The sequence below is a fragment of the Ktedonobacter racemifer DSM 44963 genome, assembly GCF_000178855.1.
Classification (GTDB): Bacteria; Chloroflexota; Ktedonobacteria; order Ktedonobacterales; family Ktedonobacteraceae; genus Ktedonobacter; species Ktedonobacter racemifer.
Genome location: NZ_ADVG01000001.1, coordinates 2,024,188 through 2,045,772, shown reverse-complemented (window position 1 = coordinate 2,045,772; position 21,585 = coordinate 2,024,188). Strand labels below are relative to the sequence as shown.

Genomic DNA, 21,585 nt, shown 5'->3' with positions numbered 1-21,585 from the left:
CCGCGTCGCTCCTCGCGCCCACAGGCGTGACCCTGGTTGCATTCCATTCCACCTGTTTCTGGCGTACGTTCATGTAGATGAACCTTGTTGTAAGAGAGGAAGGTGCCAACCTTTGAGTAATTTTATGGAGAGCCCAAAGTCGTTTTTTACCAGTGAGTCGGTCACAGAGGGGCACCCAGATAAATTGTGTGACCAGATTTCTGATGCCATCCTGGATGCGATTATCGCGCAGGATCCCCTAGCACGCGTAGCGTGTGAGACGGCAACGACGACTGGCCTGGTGTTGGTGGCAGGTGAGATTTCGACCTCTGCCTGGGTGGATATGCCCGCACTTGTAAGGAAAACAATCGAGCAAATTGGCTACATTAATGCAGACTATGGTTTCGATTATCGCACCTGTGGCGTCGTAACATCAATTGGCAAGCAGTCTCCCGACATTGATATGGGCGTGAGCGCGTCGCTAGAGGCGCGCGATGTCCAGTTGCATCTCAGCGATGATGAACTGGAGCGCGTTGGCGCAGGCGACCAGGGCATGATGATTGGTTTCGCCTGTAACGAGACGCCTGAGTATATGCCTATGCCAATCAGCTTGGCGCATAAGTTGACGCGCCAGCTCTCGCAGGTCCGTCGCAAGTCCTGGGGCGGCAATGGCCCGATGACCTATTTGCGCCCGGACGGCAAGGCACAGGTCACCATCCAGTATGAGCATGGCAAGCCTGTGCGTGTAGATACCATCGTCGTTTCAACGCAGCACGCCGAGTATGTGGATCGCGAACAGATCCAGCAGGATGTAACCGATCATATTATCAAGCCGGTGATTCCTGAGCACCTGCTTGACTCAAGGACCAAGATCTTTGTGAACCCCACGGGGCGTTTTGTGCTGGGTGGACCGATGGGCGACGCTGGCCTGACGGGGCGTAAGATTATCGTGGACACCTATGGCGGCATGGCGCGTCATGGTGGCGGTGCCTTCAGTGGCAAAGATCCCACGAAGGTCGACCGTTCGGCAGCCTATGCCACGCGCCACATCGCGAAGAATATTGTGGCCGCTGGCCTGGCTGATCGCCTCGAACTCCAGGTCTCGTACGCCATCGGCGTCGCGCGTCCGCTCTCCCTCTTTGTCGAGACCTTTGGTACTGGCAAGGTATCGGACGAAGAGATCATTCGCCTGATCAATGAGCACTTCGACCTGCGCCCGGCGGGCATCATCCAGGACCTACGCCTGCGCCGGCCCATCTATCAGCCTACCGCGGCCTTTGGTCACTTTGGGCGAACCGACATCGATGCGCCCTGGGAAGAGCTGAACAAAGTTCCCATGCTGCGCAAGGGCGTGGGCGCCAACATCGAGAGCGACAAAGCCTTCTCATAAGCTACCTGGTATCTAAAAAGAGAAGGCAAGAATGCGTGCGGGATGATGATCCCGCACGCATTCTTGCCTTCTCTTCTTTTTTGGTAGGGGATAGTGGCCTGGTGGGTGGGCGTATGCCCACCCACCAGGCCACTATCCCCTACCTCCGAGCGCCGCAGGCGCGAAGTAGATGGGGTGAAAGCAACAACGCTTTGCTGAAATCGGATATAATATGTTCTTGGTAGAGATTGTTACGCTTTACCTAAAGGCAACTTGTTGCAAGAAAGGAAAAACGGTATGGACTTTACACTCAACGACGAGCAGATAGCCATACGTGATACTTGTCGCGAATTCGCAGAGCAGGAGATTAAGCCGCGCGCGGAGGAGATGGATGCCACTGGCCAGTTCCCTTATGACCTGGTTGGCAAGATGGGGCAATTGGGCCTGCTGGGACTGCCATTTCCTGAGGAGTATGGTGGCGCGGGCGCGGATTTTCTCTCGTACTGTCTAGCTATAGAAGAGATCTCGCGTGGTGATGTCTCGGTGGGCATTACCATGGAGGCGCACACCTCTCTAGGGGCGACCCCGTTTTATCTCTTTGGCAGTGAGGAACAGAAGCAGCGCTATCTGCTCCCTCTCGCTACTGGTGAACGGCTCTGGGCCTTTGGCCTCACGGAAGCAGAGGCTGGCTCTGACTCGGGCGGGACGCGCACGCGTGCTGTGCTCAAGGAGGATGGCCAGTGGCATATCAATGGCTCCAAAGTCTTTATTACCAATGCCGGAACCAATATAACGGGCGGCGTGACGATTACGGCAGTGACGGGTCAACGTCCAGATGGGCGCAAAGAAATCACCAACTTGATTGTACCAAAGGGTACGCCTGGCTATGTCATCGGGAATCCATATAAGAAGATGGGATGGAAGGCCTCGGATACCCGCCCGCTTTCTTTTGAGGAGTGTATGGTTCCCGAAGAGAATATTCTGGGGAAGCGTGGTGATGGCTTCAAACAATTTATGCAAATCCTGGATGCGGGGCGCGTCGCGATTGCGGCCCTCTCCGTTGGCCTGGCCCAGGCCTGCCTGGATGAGGCGTTGAGTTACGCCAGAGAGCGCAAGCAGTTTGGCAAGTCGATTAGTACATACCAGGCCATTCAGTTTAAGCTTGCCGACATGGATATGGAGATTGAACTGGCACGCCTGATGTACTATAAAGCCGCGTGGCTGCATATGCAAGGGAAGCCCTATCGGCGCGAGGCCTCAATGGCCAAGCTCTTTGCGTCCGAGACGGCCAAGCGCGCGGCAGACCAGGCGGTACAGATCCATGGCGGCTATGGCTTTATGGATGAATATCCTGTGTCTCGCTACTGGCGCAGCGTCAAGATCAACGAGATTGGCGAGGGCACAAGCGAGGTGCAGCGTATGCTGATCGCCAAGGAGCTTGGCTGCTAGTTGGGAAACGTTGTCTACCTGGAAGAGAAAACGCAGGATGGCCTCCTCGGCAATTGCTGGGGAGGCCATCCTGCTGTCCCAATTTCATGTCTCTTTAAAGTTCATGAAGTAGGGTATGCAATGGGAGGGCGAAGGGGTGGACAAAAAAACGAAAAAGGAGTTTCTTGATGAGCATCACACCCGCTTTGAATGAAAAAGAGGCTCACCACAAGAGCCTGGGACAGTTGAGGTTTCCTCGTTTCGACCATAAGCAGCACGGGCCTGTTGTCAATGTGAATGAGGCAGCCGATCAAAATTTGACTGTTGGGCAAAAAGTGGCTGACACTGTTGCGGCCAACATGGGTAGCTGGCGTTTTATTATTATTCAGAGTCTTATTCTTCTGGTCTGGATTCTCTTTAATAGTGTGCAAGCATATTTCGGCCGCTTTGACCCTTATCCATTCATTCTGTTGAATCTGGCGCTCTCATTCCAAGCAGCGTTCGCCGCGCCATTTATCATGATCTCACAAAATCGGCAGGCTGAAAAGGATAGGCTTACTGCCCAGAATGACTACATTACTGATAGCAAAGGCGAGGAGGAGATCAGGAATATTATGGAGCACCTGGACCACCAGGACAGCTTAATTCTCCAGGTTGTGCAGAGCTTGCAGGACCAGAACAAGCGTTTAGAGGCCCAGCATCAGCAAATGTTGAGCTACTTGAGCAAAATCGATCCTCAACTGGCGCAGGAAGCCATGAAGAATATCACGCCAGACGCGGATAAATAAAGGTGGAACGAAAAGTTAAGAGGGCGTAAGGAACGTAAAGAAGAAAGGCGAGAGGAAATTTCCTCTCGCCTTTCTTGGTGCATTAAGCCGTCTAGTTGTTGGGGGAGACGATCTTCGTGGGCCAGTTAAAGGTCTTAAAGGTGACCGTATTGGCTGGCTGAGTCGTGTTCGCATTGGCGTCGGGAGGAATCAGCCACACAGTGGTATCTCCATGGATGGAGAGGAAGAGTGTGTTGGCTGGAATCTGGGTTCCCACTCCCACGGGGGTGTTAGTCAGAACATCGAACATATTAATGCTCTTGTTCTTGTTCTGCCAGAGTAAGAAGCGGTTGCCACCCTGGAGAGCCATGGACTGGCCTTCATCGCCAAATTGTTGGGGCGCCAGCGTGGTGTCACTGAGCTGATAGCCAAAGAGTGTTCCCTGGACCATGGCATCGGCCTGTAATGGATAGGCATTGGGATCGCTCTTTGCGATCAGGGGCGCCTGGGTTGGTTGCGTGATAGGTGTTTCGTCCTGGCCTGTGGTCACAGAAGGGGTGAGCACAGGGGTGCTTTTCGCCGCGGAAGGCGTAAGCGAGGCCACTGGCGTCTGTGCGTCTGTCGTAATAATAGGTGACGGCTTGTTTGTTTGATTTGAGGCATCCAGGGGGAGCGTGCTCAGCATAAAGAGCGTGTCGCCCACTACATGTGGATGGAAGGAGGCTTCATCGTTTTTAAACAGCGAACGTACCGTCTCGATATGCGGCGCCCAGCGGCCATGCTCTGGCGCGGCCTCCTCTTCCTGGCTCTGCCAGATATTGCCATGCAAGACATTATCGTTCGTGGCCCACTCTTCTCCCCAGTAGATGCTTCTGCCATCGCTGCTTGCGGTGGGAGACGTCAGAACATGGCCCGCATTGACATGGGCCAGCTCCTCGGACGTTGGCGCCTGCTGAGCATCGAGTTGGTAGCGTGTCAGATGGGAGGTACCCTGATTATCAAGCCAGGAGACCAGCAGGTCATTCTGATAGGTGCTGGTTCCCTGGAGGGGCGAGTTTACCCATGCCGGAACCGTATTCTGGTCATACAGGCCCTTGAGGAGGGTAATGGGCCGGTTGGCGCTAGCCTCGTTCTTTTCACCTGGGAGGCTCTTGTTGTCAGTTTTAGTATCTCCTGAACCCACGTAGAGAGCGTCGAGGCTCCAGGTGCGTGTGAGCGAGCTATTCTGCGTATCTAGAGGCTTGCCCGTGGTGGTTTTAGGTTTATCCAGTTGTAACCAGATGAGCCAGTTCTGGACGTTCTCAAGCAGATAGATGTTACTCGTTGTCGGTTTGTCCAGCAGCGGTACCGGTGTGATAGATGGGTCGTTGTTTGTGTTGAGGTGGACCTGTTCGAGCATCCATTCGGGCTCGCTACCATCTTGATAGGCGCTGAAGTACATAGTATTGCGGTCCGCGAGCGCGCTGACGACATGCGGGTAGGACGTCTGTACCGCAACACTGGCAACGGAGATATTTGTACCTCCAGTCACATAGGCTGGCCCCCCAGGAGACCCTCCAGGTTTCCCATTATTCATTTGTGCCATGAGCACCAGGGACGAAATACCACCCGCCATAATCAGCATCAGCACAGCGGCGGCGAGACCAACGATCGTGGTTGGTCCCATACGTGCTAGGCGTGGACGCTTGCGTGTAATAGCAATAACAGGAAGGGGACCGGTTTCCGCTGACGAAAAGGTGGTAAGTGGCTCCAGGTGTTTTTCCTCGGCGACGATATCTTTGAGATAGGGCTTGAGGAAAGCAGGTGTCGGTGTTGAGAGTTCTGAAGATGTTGCACGCTGAATATAGCGCGTATGCTCAGCAGCGAGCGCGCGCATGAGTTTAGCATGTGCCTCCGGCGCTGGGGACAATGTAGGTAGAGAGCGAACACTTGCACCGATAAAGTCGCTCTGTTGCTGAATCTGGCGACAGGCAGAGCAAATCTCCAGGTGAGCATCTAGCTCTGGGAGGATTGCCGCCCGCTCCTTTTGTATATCTCGATAATTAGCGAGGAGTTCTCGCGCTCTATTGCAGTTCAATCTTCACCGACCTCTTTTTTGTACAATGCGATAAACCGTTCCCGTGCTCGCATCAGGCGCATCTTAACCGCAGATGCACTGATATTGAGCACTTCAGCAATCTCTGCACAAGATAGGCCGTCGTTCTCGTATAGCCAGAGGCAAGAAGAGTATTTAGGAGGCAGTTGATTGAATACACGCTCCACAAGCTCGCGATCAGCAACGCGATTTTCGAACTTCCCGCCATCGTAGCCATTGCGCTCATAGGCGGTACTGACCGCTGTTGCCCGCGCCTCATGTACCTGCTCATCGCCCGCGTAGCTCTCTCCACCCGAGTTCCCGTTGTCTGAGACAACGCCAGCGCCAATGCCGCGATCTTCATTAAAGAGCGACAGTGGAAGCCAGGAAATCAGGCGGCGCCTGCGCAGAGTATCAGTGGTCGTATTTGACGCGATACGGTATAGCCAGGCAGAAAGTGCCCCTGGCTGTACTTGTGTGCCTCCTAATAATGCCCTGTATGCCTTGACGAAAACGTCTTGTGCCAGGTCGTAGGCTTGCTCCCGGTTGCCAATGAGGTGGTAGATATAGTTCGTAATAGGCCCTTGATATCGTTGAAAGATATCCTCGAAGTCCTCTACGCTCACATGCTCGCTTGTTTGTACCTGTGGCTGCTGTTCTTCGTCAGCAGGTTCAGGTTCTGGCGCCTGTGGGCGAACTTCTTGTGTTTCGAGGGCCTGTTGCTCTACCTCATCCTGACTGGCTGATGTGGATCCTCCAGGAGAGCCTCGGCGTTCCTCTTCCATAGAAGAACGCAGACTGCTATTTGTATTGTACAAACGGATAGGGAGATCCATTGGTTACATCGACCTTATCAGTTTTGCAGAAGTTTTAAATCTGATTGTGTTGTGTGTCTGTGAAGTTTTTGCATATAGTAAGTAGCATAGCATATGCTGTCTAGAAAACGCTGTGGCCTGGTACACAGGAAACCCGCGAAGCTGACAAACCGCTACCCTATACACTTATACGCCAGGCCTGGCGGATTGGTTGTAAACGAGGAGTTGGAATCTGTTTGTATCGCCCTGGTCCTTGTTCTGCGTTACCCATGAGATTTAGTATAGCATACAAACCCTCAAAGCCCTCTCCCGTGGTACCCAGGTCACAACCTGAGCAGCTTCAGTATCTGCTTTCGTGCCTGCGTAGCTTAGGATAAGGGGTGACAGCTTTTGCACCTGTGGCCCTCCGGGTAACGTGTGTCAGGTGGCGGGTGGGCTTCGCCCACCCGCCACCTGACACACCTATTATCTTGCGTAGTGGCGTGCTTTTTGGTACCATGGGAGCATGATAACTGAGCAAGGACAGTCGCAACAAGGCTGGAATATTATCGGCCACGAACACAGTATCGATATCTTGCGCCGCCTGCTGGCGTCGCAGCAGGTTCGTCATGCCTACCTCTTCTCCGGTCCCCCACGTATTGGTAAGTCGCTCCTGGCGCATCGCTTTGCGCAGACCTTGCTCTGTACGGGTGGTCCAGACCCTCGTGTGTCTCCGCTCAACCCCTGTAATACCTGCCTGGCGTGCCGCAAGGTGCTGCATAGCAATCATCCAGATGTGCACGTTGTGACCAGGGCTCCCGATAAGCAATTTATCGTCATTGAGCAGATTCGTGCTTTGCAGAACGACTCGTCGCGGCGCACGCTGGAGGGGCGACGAAACGTCTTCCTCATACCCGACGCTCACCAGATGAATGTGCAGGCGGCAAATTGTTTGCTCAAGACGCTGGAGGAGCCAGAGCCAGACGTGGTACTTCTCCTGACCGTGCCGGAACCAGGTCTACTATTGCCCACGATTATCTCGCGTGTGCAACAGTTGCCCATGCAACTCCTGACCACAACGAAGATCCGCCAGGCGCTTGTGGAGGACTGGGAGGCCGATCCTAAGGAGGCCGACCTGGTAGCCGCCCTGGCTGCCGGGCGTATGGGTTGGGCCGTGCAGGCCATTGAGGATGAAGAGATGATGGAGGAGCGCAAGGCCCAATTAGAGGGGCTGGCCAAGCTCCCAACACTTAATAGAGTGCAGCGCTTTGACTTCGTGCAGCGCCTGGCCAGTGATAGCGAACGTGCTCGTGAGATGCTCGAACTCTTCCTGCTCTGGTGGCGTGACCTGGTGCTGGCAAGCAATAACTGCCTCGACCTGACCGTCAATGTCGATATGCGCGACCTTCTCAAGACGCAGGCCAGCAAAATTCTCCCCAATCAGGCGCAGCAGATGGTGCGCTCGATCCTGAAGACCCTGGAAGCACTTGAGCAGAATGTGAATACGCGCATGGCCCTTGAAGTTTTAATGCTGGATATGCCTACAATAAAGGGATAGTCAGAGAGAGTGTAGGGGCCGAGCTGGCTTGGACTCTGTGGCCCGTGTGCAGGTTTCTAGGCGCAGGGAGGTCGCTACACTCGGAGTCCATGCCAGCATGGACCCTACAAACTATTTCGCGGACACACCATGAAATGTTTATGTCACCAGTTTCACATACCACAAAGATGAGGAGTGGACGCATGCGAAGTGATTTCCAGCACCTGGTAACGCAAACCTCAGAGCATATTTCAACCATTACGATGAATCGACCCGAAGTATTGAATGCCTTCAATGAACGCATGCTCGCCGAGCTAAACGAGGCTGTCGCCGAGGCTGCGCAAGATGAGGATATCCGCTGTGTGATCCTGAAGGGAGCCGGGCGTGGTTTTGGCTCGGGTCAGGACCTGAGCGAGTTCTCTTCGGCCGATGGCAGCGAGGAGCCGTTGGAGGTTAGCAAGCATCTGGGCAAGTATCACCAGTTGATTCGCACCTTGCAGAAGATGGCGAAGCCGACCATTGCCTCGGTACATGGGGTTGCCGCTGGTATCTCGTGCAATATTACCCTGGCCTGTGACCTGCGTATCGCCGCCGATAACGCGCGTTTCATCCAGGCATTTGCTCGTATCGGCCTGGTGCCTGATGGCGGTGGTGGCTACTTTCTGCCACGCCTGGTAGGTATTGGCAAGGCCCTGGAGATGGCAATGCTGGCGGATGAAGTGAGCGGACCAGAGGCCGAGCGCCTGGGCCTGGTGAACAAGTGCGTACCCGCTGCCGAGCTGGAACAGGCAACCTTGCAGGTCGCGCAACGCCTGGCGTATGGCCCTACGCGTGCCTATGGCTTGATCAAGCAGCTTATGTACCAGGGCCTGGATAGCGACCTGGCCTCGTCCCTCAAACTGGAGGGCGAACTGCAAGGTCGCGCGATCACCACGGAAGATCACAGAGAAGCCATTCGCGCCTTCTTTGAGAAGCGCGCTCCTAAATATCAGGGGAAATAGGCTTTACAAAAATATGCTGGTAGCATAGGTCATTCATCAACCTATGCTACCAGCATATTTTTGCCCTGTTCAGTGAGCTTCTGGACGGCTATGCTAGAGAGCAAGGATATTGCTTGAAATAATGAAGGAGTAGGAGCGAATGGAATGAAGCTTTTATTATTAGGGGGAACCGCTTTTCTGGGGCGGCATATTGTTGAGTCTGCCCTGGCACGTGGGCACGAGGTTACTATTTTTCACCGAGGCAAGACGCGGCCAGGTCTCTTTCCCCAGGTGGAGGAGATTTTAGGAGACCGCGAGCATGATTTGCACCTGCTTGCGGGTCGCAAGTGGGACGCGGTTATTGATACCTGCGGCTATGTGCCACGCATCGTACGTGCCTCCGCGCAGGCACTGGCTGGCTCAGTTGAGCACTATACTTTTGTCGCCAGTATTAACGTGTACGGCGACTTTAAAGAGAAGGGCATCGATGAGCAGTATCCACTGGCAACCTTAGAAGATCCAGGCATTGAAGAGGTCACGGGCGAGACCTATGGCCCGCTCAAGGCCCTGTGTGAGCAGGAGGTTGAGCAGGCCTTTCCTGGCAAGGCCTTGCTAGTGCGCCCCGGTTTGATTGTGGGACCCTGGGATGCCTCCAATCGTTTTACTTATTGGCCCTATCGCCTGGCCCAGGGGGGCGAGGTCCTGGCACCAGACCACCGGGATATGCCCTTGCAGTGGATTGACGTGCGCGACCTGGCGGAGTGGATGGTGCGCATGTCTGAAACCAGGCAGACGGGCGCCTTCAACGCCATTGGCCCGCAAGAGCCACAGCCTTTGGGCGAGGTGCTAGAGCGTTGTCGGGTCGCGTTGAATAACGAGGCGCATTTTACCTGGGTCGCGGAAGATTTTCTGGAGAAACAGGAGATCCAGCCATGGATGCAACTCCCGCTCTGGATACCAGGCGAAGATGGCGATGTCTTCTGTACCGTGAAGAACGCGAAAGCCGTTTCCACTGGCATGACCTTCCGCTCCCTGGAGGAGACTGCACGCGACACCCTGGCCTGGATTCATAGTCAGCAGCCCGAAGGGACATTGGGCAAGACGCTCTCCCCAGAGCGCGAGCGAGAGGTACTCTCTGCCTGGCATGATCATGTGAAGGCCCGGGCGGGTGAGTAGGCCTGTCAATCGTTAGCCGCCAGGACCTACCCTTCTAGGGATTTGCAATTCTAGATGGCACAGGAGACTTCCATTTTCTCAAGGTTAAGGGGTGTGTGCGTGAAAAACGGTCTTGCCGTTTTTCACGCACACACCCCTTAACCCAAAGGCGAGCGGAGCGAGCCGAGGTAAGCGTTGCTCTATGCTCTATAATTGGGGGTTGAAAATATTTTAGAGCACATTGACTAATATGGATATTTCATGATAATATATGGACATGAAGTTAAGTCAGTATGCCAAAAAAGCTGGAGTCACCTATAAAACCGCCTGGCGGTGGTATAAAGCCGGGACGCTCGATGCCTACCAAACGCCCACAGGGACGGTGATCGTGCGCGATCCGGTGGTGGAGAAGCCCGAGACGGGGCGCATCGCCTTGTATGCGCGAGTGTCCTCTGCTGATCAAAAAAGCGATCTCGAGCGCCAGGTGCAACGCCTGCGCGACTACGCGGCGGCCCGTGGCTACCCAGTGGCCAAAGAAGTCGTCGAAATTGCATCGGGCCTCAACGACAACCGCCCGAAATTCCTCAAGCTGCTGGCCGACCCAAGTATTGGCACCATTCTTGTCGAACGCCGCGATCGTGGCACCCGTTTTGGGTGGAGGTATCTCACAACGCTGCTCCAAGCCCAGGGACGCCGCATCGAAGCCATCTTTCCCCATGAGACGCAGGACGATCTCGTCGATGACGTTGTCAGCCTCATTACCAGTATGGCGGCCCGGATGTACGGCAGGCGCGGCTCTCGGCACAGAGCCGAACGCATCAAGCAGTGCGTGGAATCTGTCATGAAAGAGGAGCGGACCGAGGAGTGCGTTTGATGAGGCGTTCTTAAGAGGCAGGCGGGACCGGATCGATGCTGATTACACGCGGCTATCGCACGCAATTAGATCTCAATCACCAACAAATCACCCTCTGCAAACAGCATGCAGGCGCAGCGCGCTGGTCCTGGAATTGGGGGCTCAGACGCAAGCAAGAGGTCTATCAGCAGGAGAAACGCTGGATCAGTGCGATGGAACTGCACCGGGAATTGAACACGCTCAAGCAAACCGAGATTCCCTGGATGTACGAGGTGTCAAAAGCCGCGCCGCAGGAGGCGTTACGCGATCTGGATCAAGCCTACAGGAACTTTTTCCGCCGCTGTGACCTCAAGAAAGAAGGCAAGTGGAGAGGCAAGCTGGGGTTCCCCAAGCCGAAGACCAAACGGAAAGGAGTGGGCAGTTTCCGGCTGACAGGCAGCATTCATATCTATGAGCAAGCCATTGAACTGCCGCGCTTCGGACGGCTGCGCCTGCACGAGTGTGGCTATTTGCCTACCGGCGGCGTCGCTGTGCTCTCGGCCACGGTCAGTGAAAAGGCAGGGCGCTGTTTTGTCTCGGTGCAGGTGAGTGAGCAGGTGCCCGATCCCCCACAGGCAGCTGGTCCGCCGATCGGCGTAGATACCGGGATCAAAACCCTGGCCCAATGCTCCGATGGGCGTGCCATTGCCAACCCCAAAGCCCTCACATCCGAACTCAAGCGGATCAAGCGGCTGCATCGCTGGCTCTCCCGGAAACAGAACGGGAGCAAGAACCGCGCCAAAGCCCGTCAAAAATTAGCGCGCAAGTATGCCCGCGTCGCTTATGTGCGCGAGGATGCTCTCCACAAAGGCACGAGCCAGCTCACCCGCGCCCAACTTCCTCCAGAAGAACGTGAAATCCGCAAAGCTGAGATTGCTGCTACGTTGCCAGAGCCGAGAGCCAAGGTGAAGCCAAAGCGTGGCAAGCGATCAAAGAAGGAGTCGCCCCCAGAGCCCCTGCCGAAAACCATTGCGAACAAGGTCAAAGCCAAGCAGATGAAAAAACTGCTGCGCCAGGCTCGCGCCTTGGATGCCCAGAGGCGTCCTGCCGTGGTCGTGCTTGAAGACCTCCATGTGGCAGGGATGCGCACTGAACCACAAGCTGGCTCTGGCAATCAGCGATGTCGGATTAGGCGAGTTCAAGCGGCAAATGGGCTACAAAACGTTCTGGCAAGGAGAAAACCTGCTGTGGGCAGATCGCTGGTTTGCTTCCACCAAACTGTGCTCTGGCTGCAACCATATCAAAGAAGAGATAGACCTTTCAGAGCGCATCTATGTCTGCGAGCATCCGGCCTGTGGGCTGGTGATTGATCGCGACCTCAATGCCGCGCTGAACCTGGCAGCGCTGGCGATCTTGTATCTGAGCGGCCAGCCAGGTCCCTACCGGGAGTTCCTCGGGAAGGGTGAAACGCCTGTCGGAGAGGGCAGCTCTGGCTGATCCGTCGTGAGATGGTTCAGTGAAACTGCCCTCGGTGAAGCAGGAACCGATCCGGGTGAATGTGGCTTGTCCATATTTGTCCAAGTGTCGGAGAACGGTAGAATTCGAGCATCATCTCAAGTGGAGAGGTAGAGGGACAATAGTGCGGATAGAGAATCTTTCTTATAGCAATGCGCAAACGCAGGGGCCAGAGCGACGAGAATGGTTGCGTACCCATGCAGCGCAGCATCTAGAGCAGTGCGAGGCTATGTATCAGCTTGCGTTGCATCGGCGCTCCGCCAGTACTTCCGCTAGCATCGCTGTGTTGGGGGCGGGCGGCTGTACTGAGGTGCCCCTGGTATCGTTATGCCGGGGCGCCGATGAACTCGTGCTGGCTGACCTCGATCTGGCGGGGATGCGGCGCGCCTGCGATGAACAACTGAAGAGTCCAGGCCAGCGCCGCAGGATGCGCCTGGTCGAGTGCGATCTGAGCGGACAGGTGAGCGGCCAGTTGCTGCGCCACACCCGTCGCAGGCGCTGGGATGAGCTGTTTAAACAGGGGAGTAGTGCGGTCTTTGACGCTGCAGCCCAGTGTCTGGAAGAGTGTCCCGTGCTTGACCCACCTGTGATTGATGACCTGGGCAGCGCGCAATATGGCCTCGTCGTAAGCTCACTGGTCATGTCGCAGCTATTTAGTTATCCCATTCTTGATTTGTTGGACGCGATTCAAGCCGTAGCACCTGATCTACTTGGCGAGCAGGAACGCCATCGACGCTACCAGGAGGCCGCGCAAGCCTTCCGCCTGCGCGTCATCAACGCTCACCTGCACCTGCTTCGCTCTCTGCTGGACCAGGATGGCTTGATATTGCTGCTGAGCGATGTGCGTGGCTTTGCCTTTAACGTCTACGGAACCGATCACGATGCCAGCCATCGCAGAGATATTCCCCTTGTTCCACGTGGCTTCTTTGACCTTGTACAAGAGCAGTTTACGGTCCTGGAGGAGCGGCATTGGGAATGGATTACCGATCTTCCCGAGAACGAGCGTCTGGGGCGCGGCTATGAGGTCGTAGGCTATCTTCTGCGCCAGTGTTAAGAACAAAGTTTTGCAAAGCTTGACTTTCTTCTAGATCATCCGTATACTTGACATATAACATACAATTTGCTGTGATACAGAAATCGTCGCGAGGGACGAAATCAGCGGACAGCCAAAAAGACCAGCGAGATGGGGAGAGTGCAAGCCCGTCGCTTTGGATGGACCTGGTAGGCCCCCCTCAGGCTCTCAAATGAGCCACGATGCGGAACAAACACTCATGGACGTGTTCTTGCTGAACGCGGTAATGGGTAAGTAATTCTAGCCGGTCGCCCTCCGTTACCATGGGGCAAGGCATCGAAGAGCCAGCCTGTGTGCTTGATTCTTGCAAAGGCGGTTTGCTTCCGTGCCTGTAGAGTGGAGAAGCTTTGCCCGGTCTTGTTGGCTTGGCGGAGGTTTTCAATTCAGGTGGTACCACGGGCTTGCTAAAGCTTAGCAATAGATAGAACAGCCCGCCCTGAGCGTTTATGCTTGGGGCGGGCTTTTTGTATGCGCGAAAACATCGTCTCCGAGCTAAAACGCTTCCATTTGAGAGCAATCGATCCCGTATTGGCGAGCCGTAGATACTAGTACGTAAATACAAAAGGAGATGGATACATCATGACGACAGTGTTTAGTTCTTCTCAGATCGTTGAGCGCTACCTGAGTTACTTTCGTGGGCATGGGCATTATGAGTTGCCTTCCACCCCCCTCGCGGTGCCTGGTAACAGCACGTCCTTTATTATCGCGGGTATGCAGCCGCTGCTTCCCTATCTGCGAGCGGAGACCTTGCCTCCCTCGCCGCGTCTTAGCTCGGTGCAGCGCTGTCTGCGGACTGATGATGTCGAGGCGGTAGGCAGTAATGACCGTAAGATGAGCGCGTTTTTGATGCTTGGCAACTGGTCGATAGGAGAGTACTGGAAGCGTGAAGCGATAGAGATGGCGCTGGAGGTCCTGTTACAGCATTTGGAGGTAGAGCGAGAGCGGCTCTGGGTAACCGTCTATGCGGGCGACGAACCTCTGGGGTTGCCCGGCGACGATGAGGCGATCAGCGAGTGGTTGCGCGTGGGCATGCCCAGTGAGCGGATTGTATCCCTGGGGAGTGAGGATAATCTCTGGACGATGGGTGAGGGTCCTGGCCCCTGTGGTCCCAGCTCGGAGATCTTCGTGGATCGTGGTATGGAACTGGGGTGTGGGCGCGCGACCTGCCGTCCTGGATGTGACTGTGAGCGCTTTATGGAGGTCTGGAACCTGGTCTTTATGCAGTATGAGCGGCACGCGGATGGCTCGCTTACCACGCTGCCCCAGAGGAATATCGACACCGGGATGGGCCTGGAACGTATAGCGACGATCTTGCAGGGGGCTGAGTCTGTCTTCTCCACAGATGTGTTTCTGCCTGCGCTAGAGCGCTTACGCGAACTGGTGCCCGAGCAAGAAGGCGAGGTGAGGCGCACGCGACGAATGATTGTTGACCACATGCGCGCGGTGCTCCTGGCGGGCCTGGTGGATGTGCGGCCCGGGCGCGATGGGCGTAGCTCTGTGGTACGCAGGCTTATTCGCCGCGCGGCGTGCCAGGGGCGTGTGCTGGGACTGGAGCAGCCCTTCCTTGGCGAGCTATTGTCGCCCCTGGCGGAAGGGCATGGCTCACTGCTCATGCCGCAGGAGCACTCCCAGGTGCAAGGACTGGTGCAGGTTGTGACCAACGAAGAGCGCATGTTTTCACGGGTACTCACTCAGGGATTGAGCCTGCTGGAGCACGTTGAGGCGAACGAGCGAGGCTATGTCGATGGGCGGGTTCTGTTCCAGCTGCACGCGGAGCGCGGCTTCCCGGCGGACCTGGCGGCGGAGATTCTCGTGGAGCGAGGACTCTCCATCGATTGGCAGCGCTACGAACAGGCGCGCCAGCAGCACAGCCAGGTGAGTCGCGTAAGCGTGAAGACACATTTCCAGTCTTCCTGATGATTGTTTGTCGCTTGCTATATGTTGTGCCAGACGAATTTGCCAATTGCCTCTACCAAAATGATCTTAAGTTGTATTGTAGTGCGTCAAGGTAATAGAGGAGTGCATGTTACCAAGGGCTGGAGGTGACATGTGCTCTCTCTTTTATTGCAGAGAATAATTGGCACCCTAGCATATGTTACCTATACTGTAGATAGATATCGATGAATACAATAATATATTGGAGTTTGGATAACCTAAGAAAAAAGGCAGCCTTGATTGCCAAGAGCCGCCACATCACGTAATGTTCTTTCAACAAGAAAAAACAACAAGAAATGAGCATTACGTGAATGTACTTTAACACATTGATCGATTTTCGTCAGCAGGCCTACGCGTGCTTTGAGCGTGGAGCCGATGCGTTGTTCAATCTCTGTGATGCTTTGCTGAGTGAACCTCAAGCTCGCTCGCTGGTGGAATTGTCGCAATCGCCTTGCTTCCAACGCCGCTGGTCGAGTCTCTATCAAGGATTGAGCACTGGCAAGATCAATGAAGCGGCCTTGCGCACGGTCTGCATCCAGGCGTTCTTGCAGCAGCGAGCGGGCGAGGACCCCATCTGCATCAGTGTCGATAGCAGTAGTGTGCCTCGTCCTGAAGCAGAGACCAGCCCAGATCGTGGCATCATCTACGTCCCCAACATGCCTCGTGCCAGCAAACCAGTGAGTGTGGGATGGCAGTTTTCGACAGTGATGCTCTTGCCCACTTCCCCTGGCAGTTGGGTGGGTATTTTGGACCAACGGCGCATCCGCACCGATCAAACGGCCATCGAGGTGGCCATTACCCAACTGCGCGAGGTCGTTCCTCAGCTCAAGCGTCGGGTGATCATCCTGGCTGATCGCTGGTATGCCACTGCTGACTTCTTGCGTGCTTCTCACCAGTTGGGCTGCCAGGTGCTCATTCGCCTCAAGCGCAACCGCAAGCTCTATCGCAAGCTGGTGCGCAAAAGCTCGAAAGGTCGGATCCCCTTGGATGGACCACTGCTGCAAGGCAGTCGACCAGAGACGCTGGAGGGAGCCGAGAGCAGCTTCAGTGGAACTGATGAGAAGGATGGGGCCATCAGTATTACCCGTTGGAGTGGATTGCACTTCAAGCAAGGTCGTGACGTCGAGGTCTGTGCCGTTCGCGTGGTACGCGAAGGAGCCAAAGACACCAAGCGCGATCCGCGTGAGAGCTGGTTTGTTCAGCTTTCGGCTGAGATGCCTTTGCGAGAGATTGCTCCAACGTATGCCTCTCGCTTTTCTCATGAGCACGGCTATCGTTTCATGAAGCAAGACTTGCTCTGGACTCAGGCCCATGTCCGAACGCCTGAGCAATTTGAGCGCTGGAGTCTGTTGGTGGCTTTGGCCTTGAATCAATTGGTATTGGCTCGTCAGCTTGGACAAGCCGTGTATCGGCCCTGGGAACCGATGCAACGTCCACTGACCCCCCGACAGGTTCGTCGGACGATGCCCTCCCTTTTGGTGCAGTTTGGAACCCCAGCTCGGACGTGCCAACCACGAGGAAATTCGCCAGGACGAGCCTGTGGGTTTCACCCGCAGCCTGCTCCACGCTATGGCGTGGTTCTCAAAAGCAAGCGCAAAGCTAAAACCAAGGGCTAATCTCTCGACGAGAGTCGTCAATGTGAGCATGTTTTCCTTTTTGCAGAACTTGCGTTGCAAGTTCTCACAAGTCCTGTTTATCTAAACAGCAATAATATAAAAAGGTTCTGTTTCTTGAAGGAGTTTTATTAAAATTATGTCGCGCCTACATCCATCTTCTCAGACTATGCAGCGTCGTTCGCCTCGGGATGTGCCCTCTCTCGTCGCGCTATCGCTGACGCTTGTGCTCTGGGCCTCGGCCTTCGCGGGTATTCGCGCGGGTTTGACGGGGTATAGCGCCGGAGCATTGATCTTATTGCGTTTTTTGATCGCTTCAGGGGCTTTGCTTATATATGCGCTGGTCACGCGCATGCGTATGCCTGATAGGCGTGATATCCCGGCAATGATCCTGCTGGGGTTTATTGGTATTACTGTGTACCAACTGGGCCTCACGTATGGCGAGACGAGCGTTTCGGCGGGGACCGCGGGCCTCTTAATTGCTACTGTCCCCTGTTTCACGGTCATCCTGGCGACGGTGTTCCTGGGAGAGCACTTCTCTGTGTGGGGCTGGGTTGGCCTGTTGGTCAGCTTTACAGGTGTCACCTTGATTTCGTTGAATGGCAATGGCGGGCTACATTTTACTCCAGGTGCCTTGCTTATCCTGCTTGCATCCTTCTCTGAGAGCGTTTATTTTGTGGTTCAGAAGCGTTATCTACGCAAATATAGTGGGTTGGAACTGGCGACGTATAACCTCTGGGGTGGCACACTCTTTATGCTGATCTTCCTTCCCACTCTCTGGCAGGAGTTGCCGCATGCCCCGCTGGGGGCGACGCTGGCTATTGTGTTTCTGGGCCTGTTTCCCGCGGCTGTCGCCAATCTCGTGTGGACCTTTGCTCTCTCGCGTACGAGTGCCTCAGCTGCCATAAGTTTCCTCAATATCTCACCCGTGTTCTCGCTCATCATTGCCTGGCTCTGGTTGAGAGAGGTGCCATCCGCTCTCGCGCTGGGTGGCGGCCTGGTCGTTATTCTGGGTGTCTTGCTGATTAACCTTAAGGGAAAGGTGAGTGTGCGAGCGGAACAGCCTGCCGAGCTCGCTGAGGCAGAAGTACCATCCCAGGAGATATCCGCCAGCTTGTAGAGTCCATGCTGGCATGGACTCCGAGCGAAGCGACTTTCAAGCAGCAAGATATCGGCCTATGGGCAAAGAGTCCATGCCAGCATGGACCCTACAAGTTGGTGAATATTTATTGCGTCGCACCGCATTGCGCGCCGGGTCGCTGGCAGTAGGGGGTCACGCCGGGAAAGTGGCTACGATTGCGGGCGACCCAGGCATAGAGTGTATTCGCAATATGCGCGAAAGGGGGAAGCTGGTAGAGAGTGTTGAAGAGAGGAAGAATCAGGATGGCATCGAGAATAGAGCTGGCAGCATGCGCGCCCGCGAACTTATGACCATCCGGCATGATGATCCATACGGCCTGCTCACATTGCGCGATGGTTAATCCGTGCTGCTCTGGCAGGCCGGGTTGCTGAAAGGGCGCGAAGCGAAAGGTGTCGCGCCAATCACAGCGCTGAATCGTCTGGACGGTTGCGGTGCAGAAATCGCAACTGCCATCGAAAATGACCAGCAGTTTCTCCTGCGCCCCGGTCATGGGAAGCTCCTCAACGGTTGGCATGGTCTCTTCCTTTGGTGTACATAGCTTTCTGTGGCTTTTTCTCCTATTGTAGCGCAAGAAGAGAGGACCCTGCCAGCGCAGGGTCCTCTCTTCTGGTCTCTTAAAGCGGTTTTTACTGTTGAGCGGCAGGAAGCTTGGAGACCTCCTCCAGGGAGCGGTCCAGGATCGCGTGAGCCTCGTCGAGATCGGACTCGGTGAGGATCAACGGGGGGACCATGCGTAGAGTTGAGCCGCCCAGGGCGTTGAGCAGCAGGCCGTGCTCTAGCGCTCGCTCCGCAATCGTGCCTGCCAGGTCGTGTTTGACATTGACGGCGCGCATCAGGCCGATGCCGCGTGGGCTATCGATGATGTGCGGATATTTCGCGCTGAGGTCCTGGAACTTCTTGTCCCAGTAGGCTCCCATCTTCGTCGCGTTCTCAAGCAGGTTCTGCTCTTTGATGGTCTTGATGGTTGCGACACCTGCGGCACAGGCGATGGGATTGCCGCCGAAGGTTGTCCCGTGATCGCCATAGGCGAAGACGTCGGTGCGGGGGCCGGTCAGCATCCCACCAATAGGAACACCGCCTGCCAGGCCCTTGGCCATAGTAACGATATCCGGCTTGATATCGTAGTGCTCCCAGCTGAAGTATTTGCCGGTGCGACCCGCGCCGGCCTGCACTTCATCGCAGATCAGGACCAGGTTCTGCTCGTCGCACCACTGGCGCAGTCCCTGGAGAAACTCCTTGCTGGCGGGCCAGATGCCGCCCTCGCCTTGAACGGCCTCAACCAGGATCGCGACCGTCTTGGCGCTGGTGGCCGCTTTGACCGCGTCCAGGTCGTTGAAAGGTACCTGCTTAAAACCATCGGGCAGGGGCGCCCAGGTGGCCTGATAGGCCGCCTGGCCGGTCGCGGCGGTGGTGGCCAGTGTGCGACCATGGAAGCTGCGCTCCATGCTGATGATCTCAAAGGCCCCATCGCGGTGGAGGCGGCCATACTTACGCGCCAGCTTGATCGCGCCCTCGTTGGCCTCAGCTCCGCTGTTGGAGAAGAAGGAGCGCATGCCACCGCTCAGCTCGGCGAGCTGTTCTGCCAGTTCGATCTGGCGTATGTTGTAGTAGAGGTTAGAGACGTGAACGAGCTGCGTGACCTGTTCTTGTACGGCTTGAATAATAGCTGGATGGCAGTGTCCCAGGATGTTGACGGCGATACCAGCGACAAAATCAATGTACTCTTTCCCCTCGCTGTCCCAGACACGTGCGCCCTGGCCACGTACAAGCGTGATAGGGAGGCGCTTGAAGGTACCCTGATAATATTTCTGTTCGAGGGCAGCCCAATCTCGTTTCTGCAACTCCGTCGTTGTCATAGCTTTTCTCCTTATGACTTATTCCTTATGCGAAAACCAACGCCGCGCTCGCGGCTAGCGCTAACGCGCTCAGGTTTTCGAGAGGCACTTAGCGTGTGTACAAAGAATTTTCGTCAATATAGCCGTGGGTGAGGTCGCAGCCCCAGGCTGTGGCCTCGCCGTTGCCCAGGTGCAGGTCGATGGTAATCAGAACCTCGTCACCGGCCATGGCGGCATGCGCCTGGTCCTGATCATAATCTATCGCCATGCCTTTAGCGGCGATCTGGGTCTCGCCAATAAAGATATCAAAGGCATTCTGGTCAAACTCGCAGCCGCTGGAGCCAGCTGCAGCCGCGATACGACCCCAGTTGGGATCGCCACCCGCGAGCGCGCACTGCCAGAGCGGTGACCTGGTCAGGGAGCGTGCCGCCAGGACCGCGTCAGCCTTATCACGCGCGCCGCGTACGTGGATGGTTTGTAGCTTGGTCGCGCCCTCGCCATCACGTGCCATCTCGCGTGCCAGGTAGCATGTGATGTAGCGTAACGCCTGGCGGAAAGTCTCCGCGTCGGGATGTTGCGCGTTGAGTGGGGTATTGCCGGCCAGGCCATTGGCGAAGATCAAACACGTATCGTTGGTCGACATGTCGCCATCCACCGAGACCATGTTATAACTATCGTTGACCGCGTCTCGCAACTCCTGTTGCAGCCATGCGCGTTCTACCGCCACGTCGGTAGTCAGGTAGCTCAGCATAGTTGCCATATTGGGGCGAATCATGCCTGCTCCCTTGGTGACGCCACCCAGGCGAACGGCCTGGCCCTCGATCTCGAACTCAAGCGCGAGGCGCTTGGGGCGAGTATCGGTGGTCATGATCGCCTCGGCAAAGGCGTCGCCGTATTCGCTGCTCAACTCGATCTGTGGGATGCCTGCTTCAAGCTTCTCCATAGGCAATTGGCGTCCAATGATGCCTGTTGAGGAGCAGAAGATGAGTTCTGGGGCGAGTCCGAGTTTGGTTGCGGCAAGTTCAGTCATACGATAGGCATTGTGTAAGCCTTGCTCACCCGTGGCGCAGTTGGCATTGCCGCTGTTGACGACAACCGCCTGCCCCTGGCCGTCTTGTAAGCGCTCCTGGCAGAGCAAGACGGGCGCTGCGCGCAGGTTGTGGGTCGTAAAGACACCGCCAACAGTGCAGGGAACATCTGAGACGAGGATCGCAAGGTCCTTAATGCCAGCGTCAGACTTGATACCACAAGCGGTCGTACCGGCGCGGAAGCCCTGGGGAGCGGTAACGCAGTGATCAATTTCATGAAATAGTTCTGCCACGAAAGCATCTCCTTCTACTGAAGAACATTGTTGACCTGAGATAGGTGCCGTTTGGGCTCCATGCCAGGCCTGAATTCAAGGCTGTCAGAAAAAAGGGGCATAGTTGTCCCTGGGAGGTGTCGACAGCAAGAAATGCGCGGAGGGCCAGTGTATGAATCCTGGCGTGCAGTCGTGGTCTGGGTAGAATGCGCCTGTGTGTTGTTTCCCACCGTGTGAAACTCCTTCAAATGTGGACTAA

At 55.7% G+C, this 21,585-nt stretch carries 17 protein-coding genes and 1 pseudogene; 13 read left to right on the top strand and 5 right to left on the bottom strand.

Going from position 1 to position 21,585, the window contains the following annotated elements:
• The first annotated feature begins 124 nt into the window (after positions 1-124).
• The 3 genes from metK (at position 125) to KRAC_RS08930 (ending at position 3,564) form a co-directional block, all read left to right on the top strand.
• Positions 125-1,369, top strand: a complete 1,245-nt coding sequence (gene metK / locus KRAC_RS08940) for a methionine adenosyltransferase (protein ID WP_007906226.1) — start codon at positions 125-127, stop codon at positions 1,367-1,369.
• A gap of 276 nt (positions 1,370-1,645) precedes the next feature.
• Entirely contained in the window at positions 1,646-2,797 is a 1,152-nt protein-coding gene (locus KRAC_RS08935) for an acyl-CoA dehydrogenase family protein (protein ID WP_007906224.1), read from the top strand.
• Positions 2,798-2,964: 167 nt separating this feature from the next.
• Positions 2,965-3,564, top strand: a complete 600-nt coding sequence (locus KRAC_RS08930; RefSeq protein WP_007906222.1) for a DUF1003 domain-containing protein — start codon at positions 2,965-2,967, stop codon at positions 3,562-3,564.
• A 91-nt stretch (positions 3,565-3,655) separates the two neighbouring features.
• On the opposite strand, the gene KRAC_RS08925 is transcribed toward KRAC_RS08930, so the two are convergent.
• Together KRAC_RS08925 and KRAC_RS61130 are read right to left on the bottom strand one after the other, a co-directional pair.
• Complete coding sequence (locus KRAC_RS08925; RefSeq protein WP_007906220.1) at positions 3,656-5,620, bottom strand: anti-sigma factor family protein; 1,965 nt, start codon at positions 5,618-5,620, stop codon at positions 3,656-3,658.
• Positions 5,617-6,402 carry an RNA polymerase sigma factor gene (locus KRAC_RS61130; RefSeq protein ID WP_052568108.1) on the bottom strand — a complete coding sequence of 262 codons (786 nt, stop codon included), beginning with the start codon at positions 6,400-6,402 and terminating at the stop codon, positions 5,617-5,619. The genes KRAC_RS08925 and KRAC_RS61130 overlap by 4 nt, the downstream gene beginning before the upstream one ends.
• 535 nt (positions 6,403-6,937) lie before the next feature.
• Between KRAC_RS61130 and holB the strand changes: the two genes are divergently transcribed.
• The 10 genes and pseudogenes from holB (at position 6,938) to KRAC_RS08875 (ending at position 18,170) form a co-directional block, all read left to right on the top strand.
• Positions 6,938-7,969: a DNA polymerase III subunit delta' gene (gene holB, locus KRAC_RS08915; RefSeq protein ID WP_007906215.1), complete on the top strand. Its 1,032-nt coding sequence runs from the start codon at positions 6,938-6,940 to the stop codon at positions 7,967-7,969.
• A 182-nt stretch (positions 7,970-8,151) separates the two neighbouring features.
• On the top strand, positions 8,152-8,949 hold the full coding sequence (locus KRAC_RS08910) for an enoyl-CoA hydratase/isomerase family protein (protein ID WP_007906213.1): 798 nt from the start codon (positions 8,152-8,154) through the stop codon (positions 8,947-8,949).
• Between the two features lie 144 nt (positions 8,950-9,093).
• Positions 9,094-10,104, top strand: coding sequence for an NAD-dependent epimerase/dehydratase family protein (locus KRAC_RS08905; RefSeq protein ID WP_007906211.1), 1,011 nt, complete (start codon positions 9,094-9,096; stop codon positions 10,102-10,104).
• A gap of 250 nt (positions 10,105-10,354) precedes the next feature.
• Positions 10,355-10,957, top strand: a complete 603-nt coding sequence (locus tag KRAC_RS08900) for an IS607 family transposase (RefSeq protein ID WP_007906200.1) — start codon at positions 10,355-10,357, stop codon at positions 10,955-10,957.
• A gap of 35 nt (positions 10,958-10,992) precedes the next feature.
• Positions 10,993-12,285, top strand: a complete 1,293-nt coding sequence (locus KRAC_RS61125; protein ID WP_007906198.1) for an RNA-guided endonuclease TnpB family protein — start codon at positions 10,993-10,995, stop codon at positions 12,283-12,285.
• Positions 12,167-12,412, top strand: a pseudogene (locus KRAC_RS75710) (zinc ribbon domain-containing protein); the annotation flags it as partial. The gene KRAC_RS61125 and the pseudogene KRAC_RS75710, both read left to right, overlap by 119 nt.
• 142 nt (positions 12,413-12,554) lie before the next feature.
• Positions 12,555-13,484 carry a hypothetical protein gene (locus KRAC_RS08890; RefSeq protein WP_007906197.1) on the top strand — a complete coding sequence of 310 codons (930 nt, stop codon included), beginning with the start codon at positions 12,555-12,557 and terminating at the stop codon, positions 13,482-13,484.
• 597 nt (positions 13,485-14,081) lie between these two features.
• Positions 14,082-15,419: an alanine--tRNA ligase-related protein gene (locus tag KRAC_RS08885; protein WP_007906196.1), complete on the top strand. Its 1,338-nt coding sequence runs from the start codon at positions 14,082-14,084 to the stop codon at positions 15,417-15,419.
• Between the two features lie 329 nt (positions 15,420-15,748).
• Positions 15,749-17,053 carry an NF041680 family putative transposase gene (locus KRAC_RS08880; RefSeq protein WP_007906195.1) on the top strand — a complete coding sequence of 435 codons (1,305 nt, stop codon included), beginning with the start codon at positions 15,749-15,751 and terminating at the stop codon, positions 17,051-17,053.
• A 136-nt stretch (positions 17,054-17,189) separates the two neighbouring features.
• Positions 17,190-18,170, top strand: a complete 981-nt coding sequence (locus KRAC_RS08875) for a DMT family transporter (protein WP_007906194.1) — start codon at positions 17,190-17,192, stop codon at positions 18,168-18,170.
• A 106-nt stretch (positions 18,171-18,276) separates the two neighbouring features.
• Here KRAC_RS08875 and KRAC_RS08870 read toward each other — a convergent pair whose 3' ends face one another.
• The 3 genes from KRAC_RS08870 to argJ form a co-directional block, all read right to left on the bottom strand.
• Positions 18,277-18,705 carry a thiol-disulfide oxidoreductase DCC family protein gene (locus KRAC_RS08870; protein ID WP_007906193.1) on the bottom strand — a complete coding sequence of 143 codons (429 nt, stop codon included), beginning with the start codon at positions 18,703-18,705 and terminating at the stop codon, positions 18,277-18,279.
• A gap of 112 nt (positions 18,706-18,817) precedes the next feature.
• A complete protein-coding gene (locus KRAC_RS08865; RefSeq protein ID WP_007906191.1) occupies positions 18,818-20,047 on the bottom strand; it encodes an aspartate aminotransferase family protein in 1,230 nt (409 codons plus the stop codon).
• A gap of 88 nt (positions 20,048-20,135) precedes the next feature.
• Entirely contained in the window at positions 20,136-21,347 is a 1,212-nt protein-coding gene (argJ, locus tag KRAC_RS08860; protein ID WP_007906189.1) for a bifunctional glutamate N-acetyltransferase/amino-acid acetyltransferase ArgJ, read from the bottom strand.
• Between the last annotated feature and the right edge of the window lie 238 nt (positions 21,348-21,585).

Excerpts from the sequence above, each read along its gene's own strand:
- metK (WP_007906226.1), top strand. The coding sequence starts at position 125 with ATGGAGAGCCCAAAGTCGTTTTTTACCAGTGAGTCGGTCACAGAGGGG.
- KRAC_RS08935 (WP_007906224.1), top strand. The coding sequence starts at position 1,646 with ATGGACTTTACACTCAACGACGAGCAGATAGCCATACGTGATACTTGT.
- KRAC_RS08930 (WP_007906222.1), top strand. The coding sequence starts at position 2,965 with ATGAGCATCACACCCGCTTTGAATGAAAAAGAGGCTCACCACAAGAGC.
- KRAC_RS61130 (WP_052568108.1), bottom strand. The coding sequence starts at position 6,402 with ATGGAAGAGGAACGCCGAGGCTCTCCTGGAGGATCCACATCAGCCAGT.
- holB (WP_007906215.1), top strand. The coding sequence starts at position 6,938 with ATGATAACTGAGCAAGGACAGTCGCAACAAGGCTGGAATATTATCGGC.
- KRAC_RS08910 (WP_007906213.1), top strand. The coding sequence starts at position 8,152 with ATGCGAAGTGATTTCCAGCACCTGGTAACGCAAACCTCAGAGCATATT.
- KRAC_RS08905 (WP_007906211.1), top strand. The coding sequence starts at position 9,094 with ATGAAGCTTTTATTATTAGGGGGAACCGCTTTTCTGGGGCGGCATATT.
- KRAC_RS08900 (WP_007906200.1), top strand. The coding sequence starts at position 10,355 with ATGGACATGAAGTTAAGTCAGTATGCCAAAAAAGCTGGAGTCACCTAT.
- KRAC_RS61125 (WP_007906198.1), top strand. The coding sequence starts at position 10,993 with ATGCTGATTACACGCGGCTATCGCACGCAATTAGATCTCAATCACCAA.
- KRAC_RS08885 (WP_007906196.1), top strand. The coding sequence starts at position 14,082 with ATGACGACAGTGTTTAGTTCTTCTCAGATCGTTGAGCGCTACCTGAGT.
- KRAC_RS08880 (WP_007906195.1), top strand. The coding sequence starts at position 15,749 with ATGTACTTTAACACATTGATCGATTTTCGTCAGCAGGCCTACGCGTGC.
- KRAC_RS08875 (WP_007906194.1), top strand. The coding sequence starts at position 17,190 with ATGTCGCGCCTACATCCATCTTCTCAGACTATGCAGCGTCGTTCGCCT.
- KRAC_RS08870 (WP_007906193.1), bottom strand. The coding sequence starts at position 18,705 with ATGCCAACCGTTGAGGAGCTTCCCATGACCGGGGCGCAGGAGAAACTG.
- KRAC_RS08865 (WP_007906191.1), bottom strand. The coding sequence starts at position 20,047 with ATGACAACGACGGAGTTGCAGAAACGAGATTGGGCTGCCCTCGAACAG.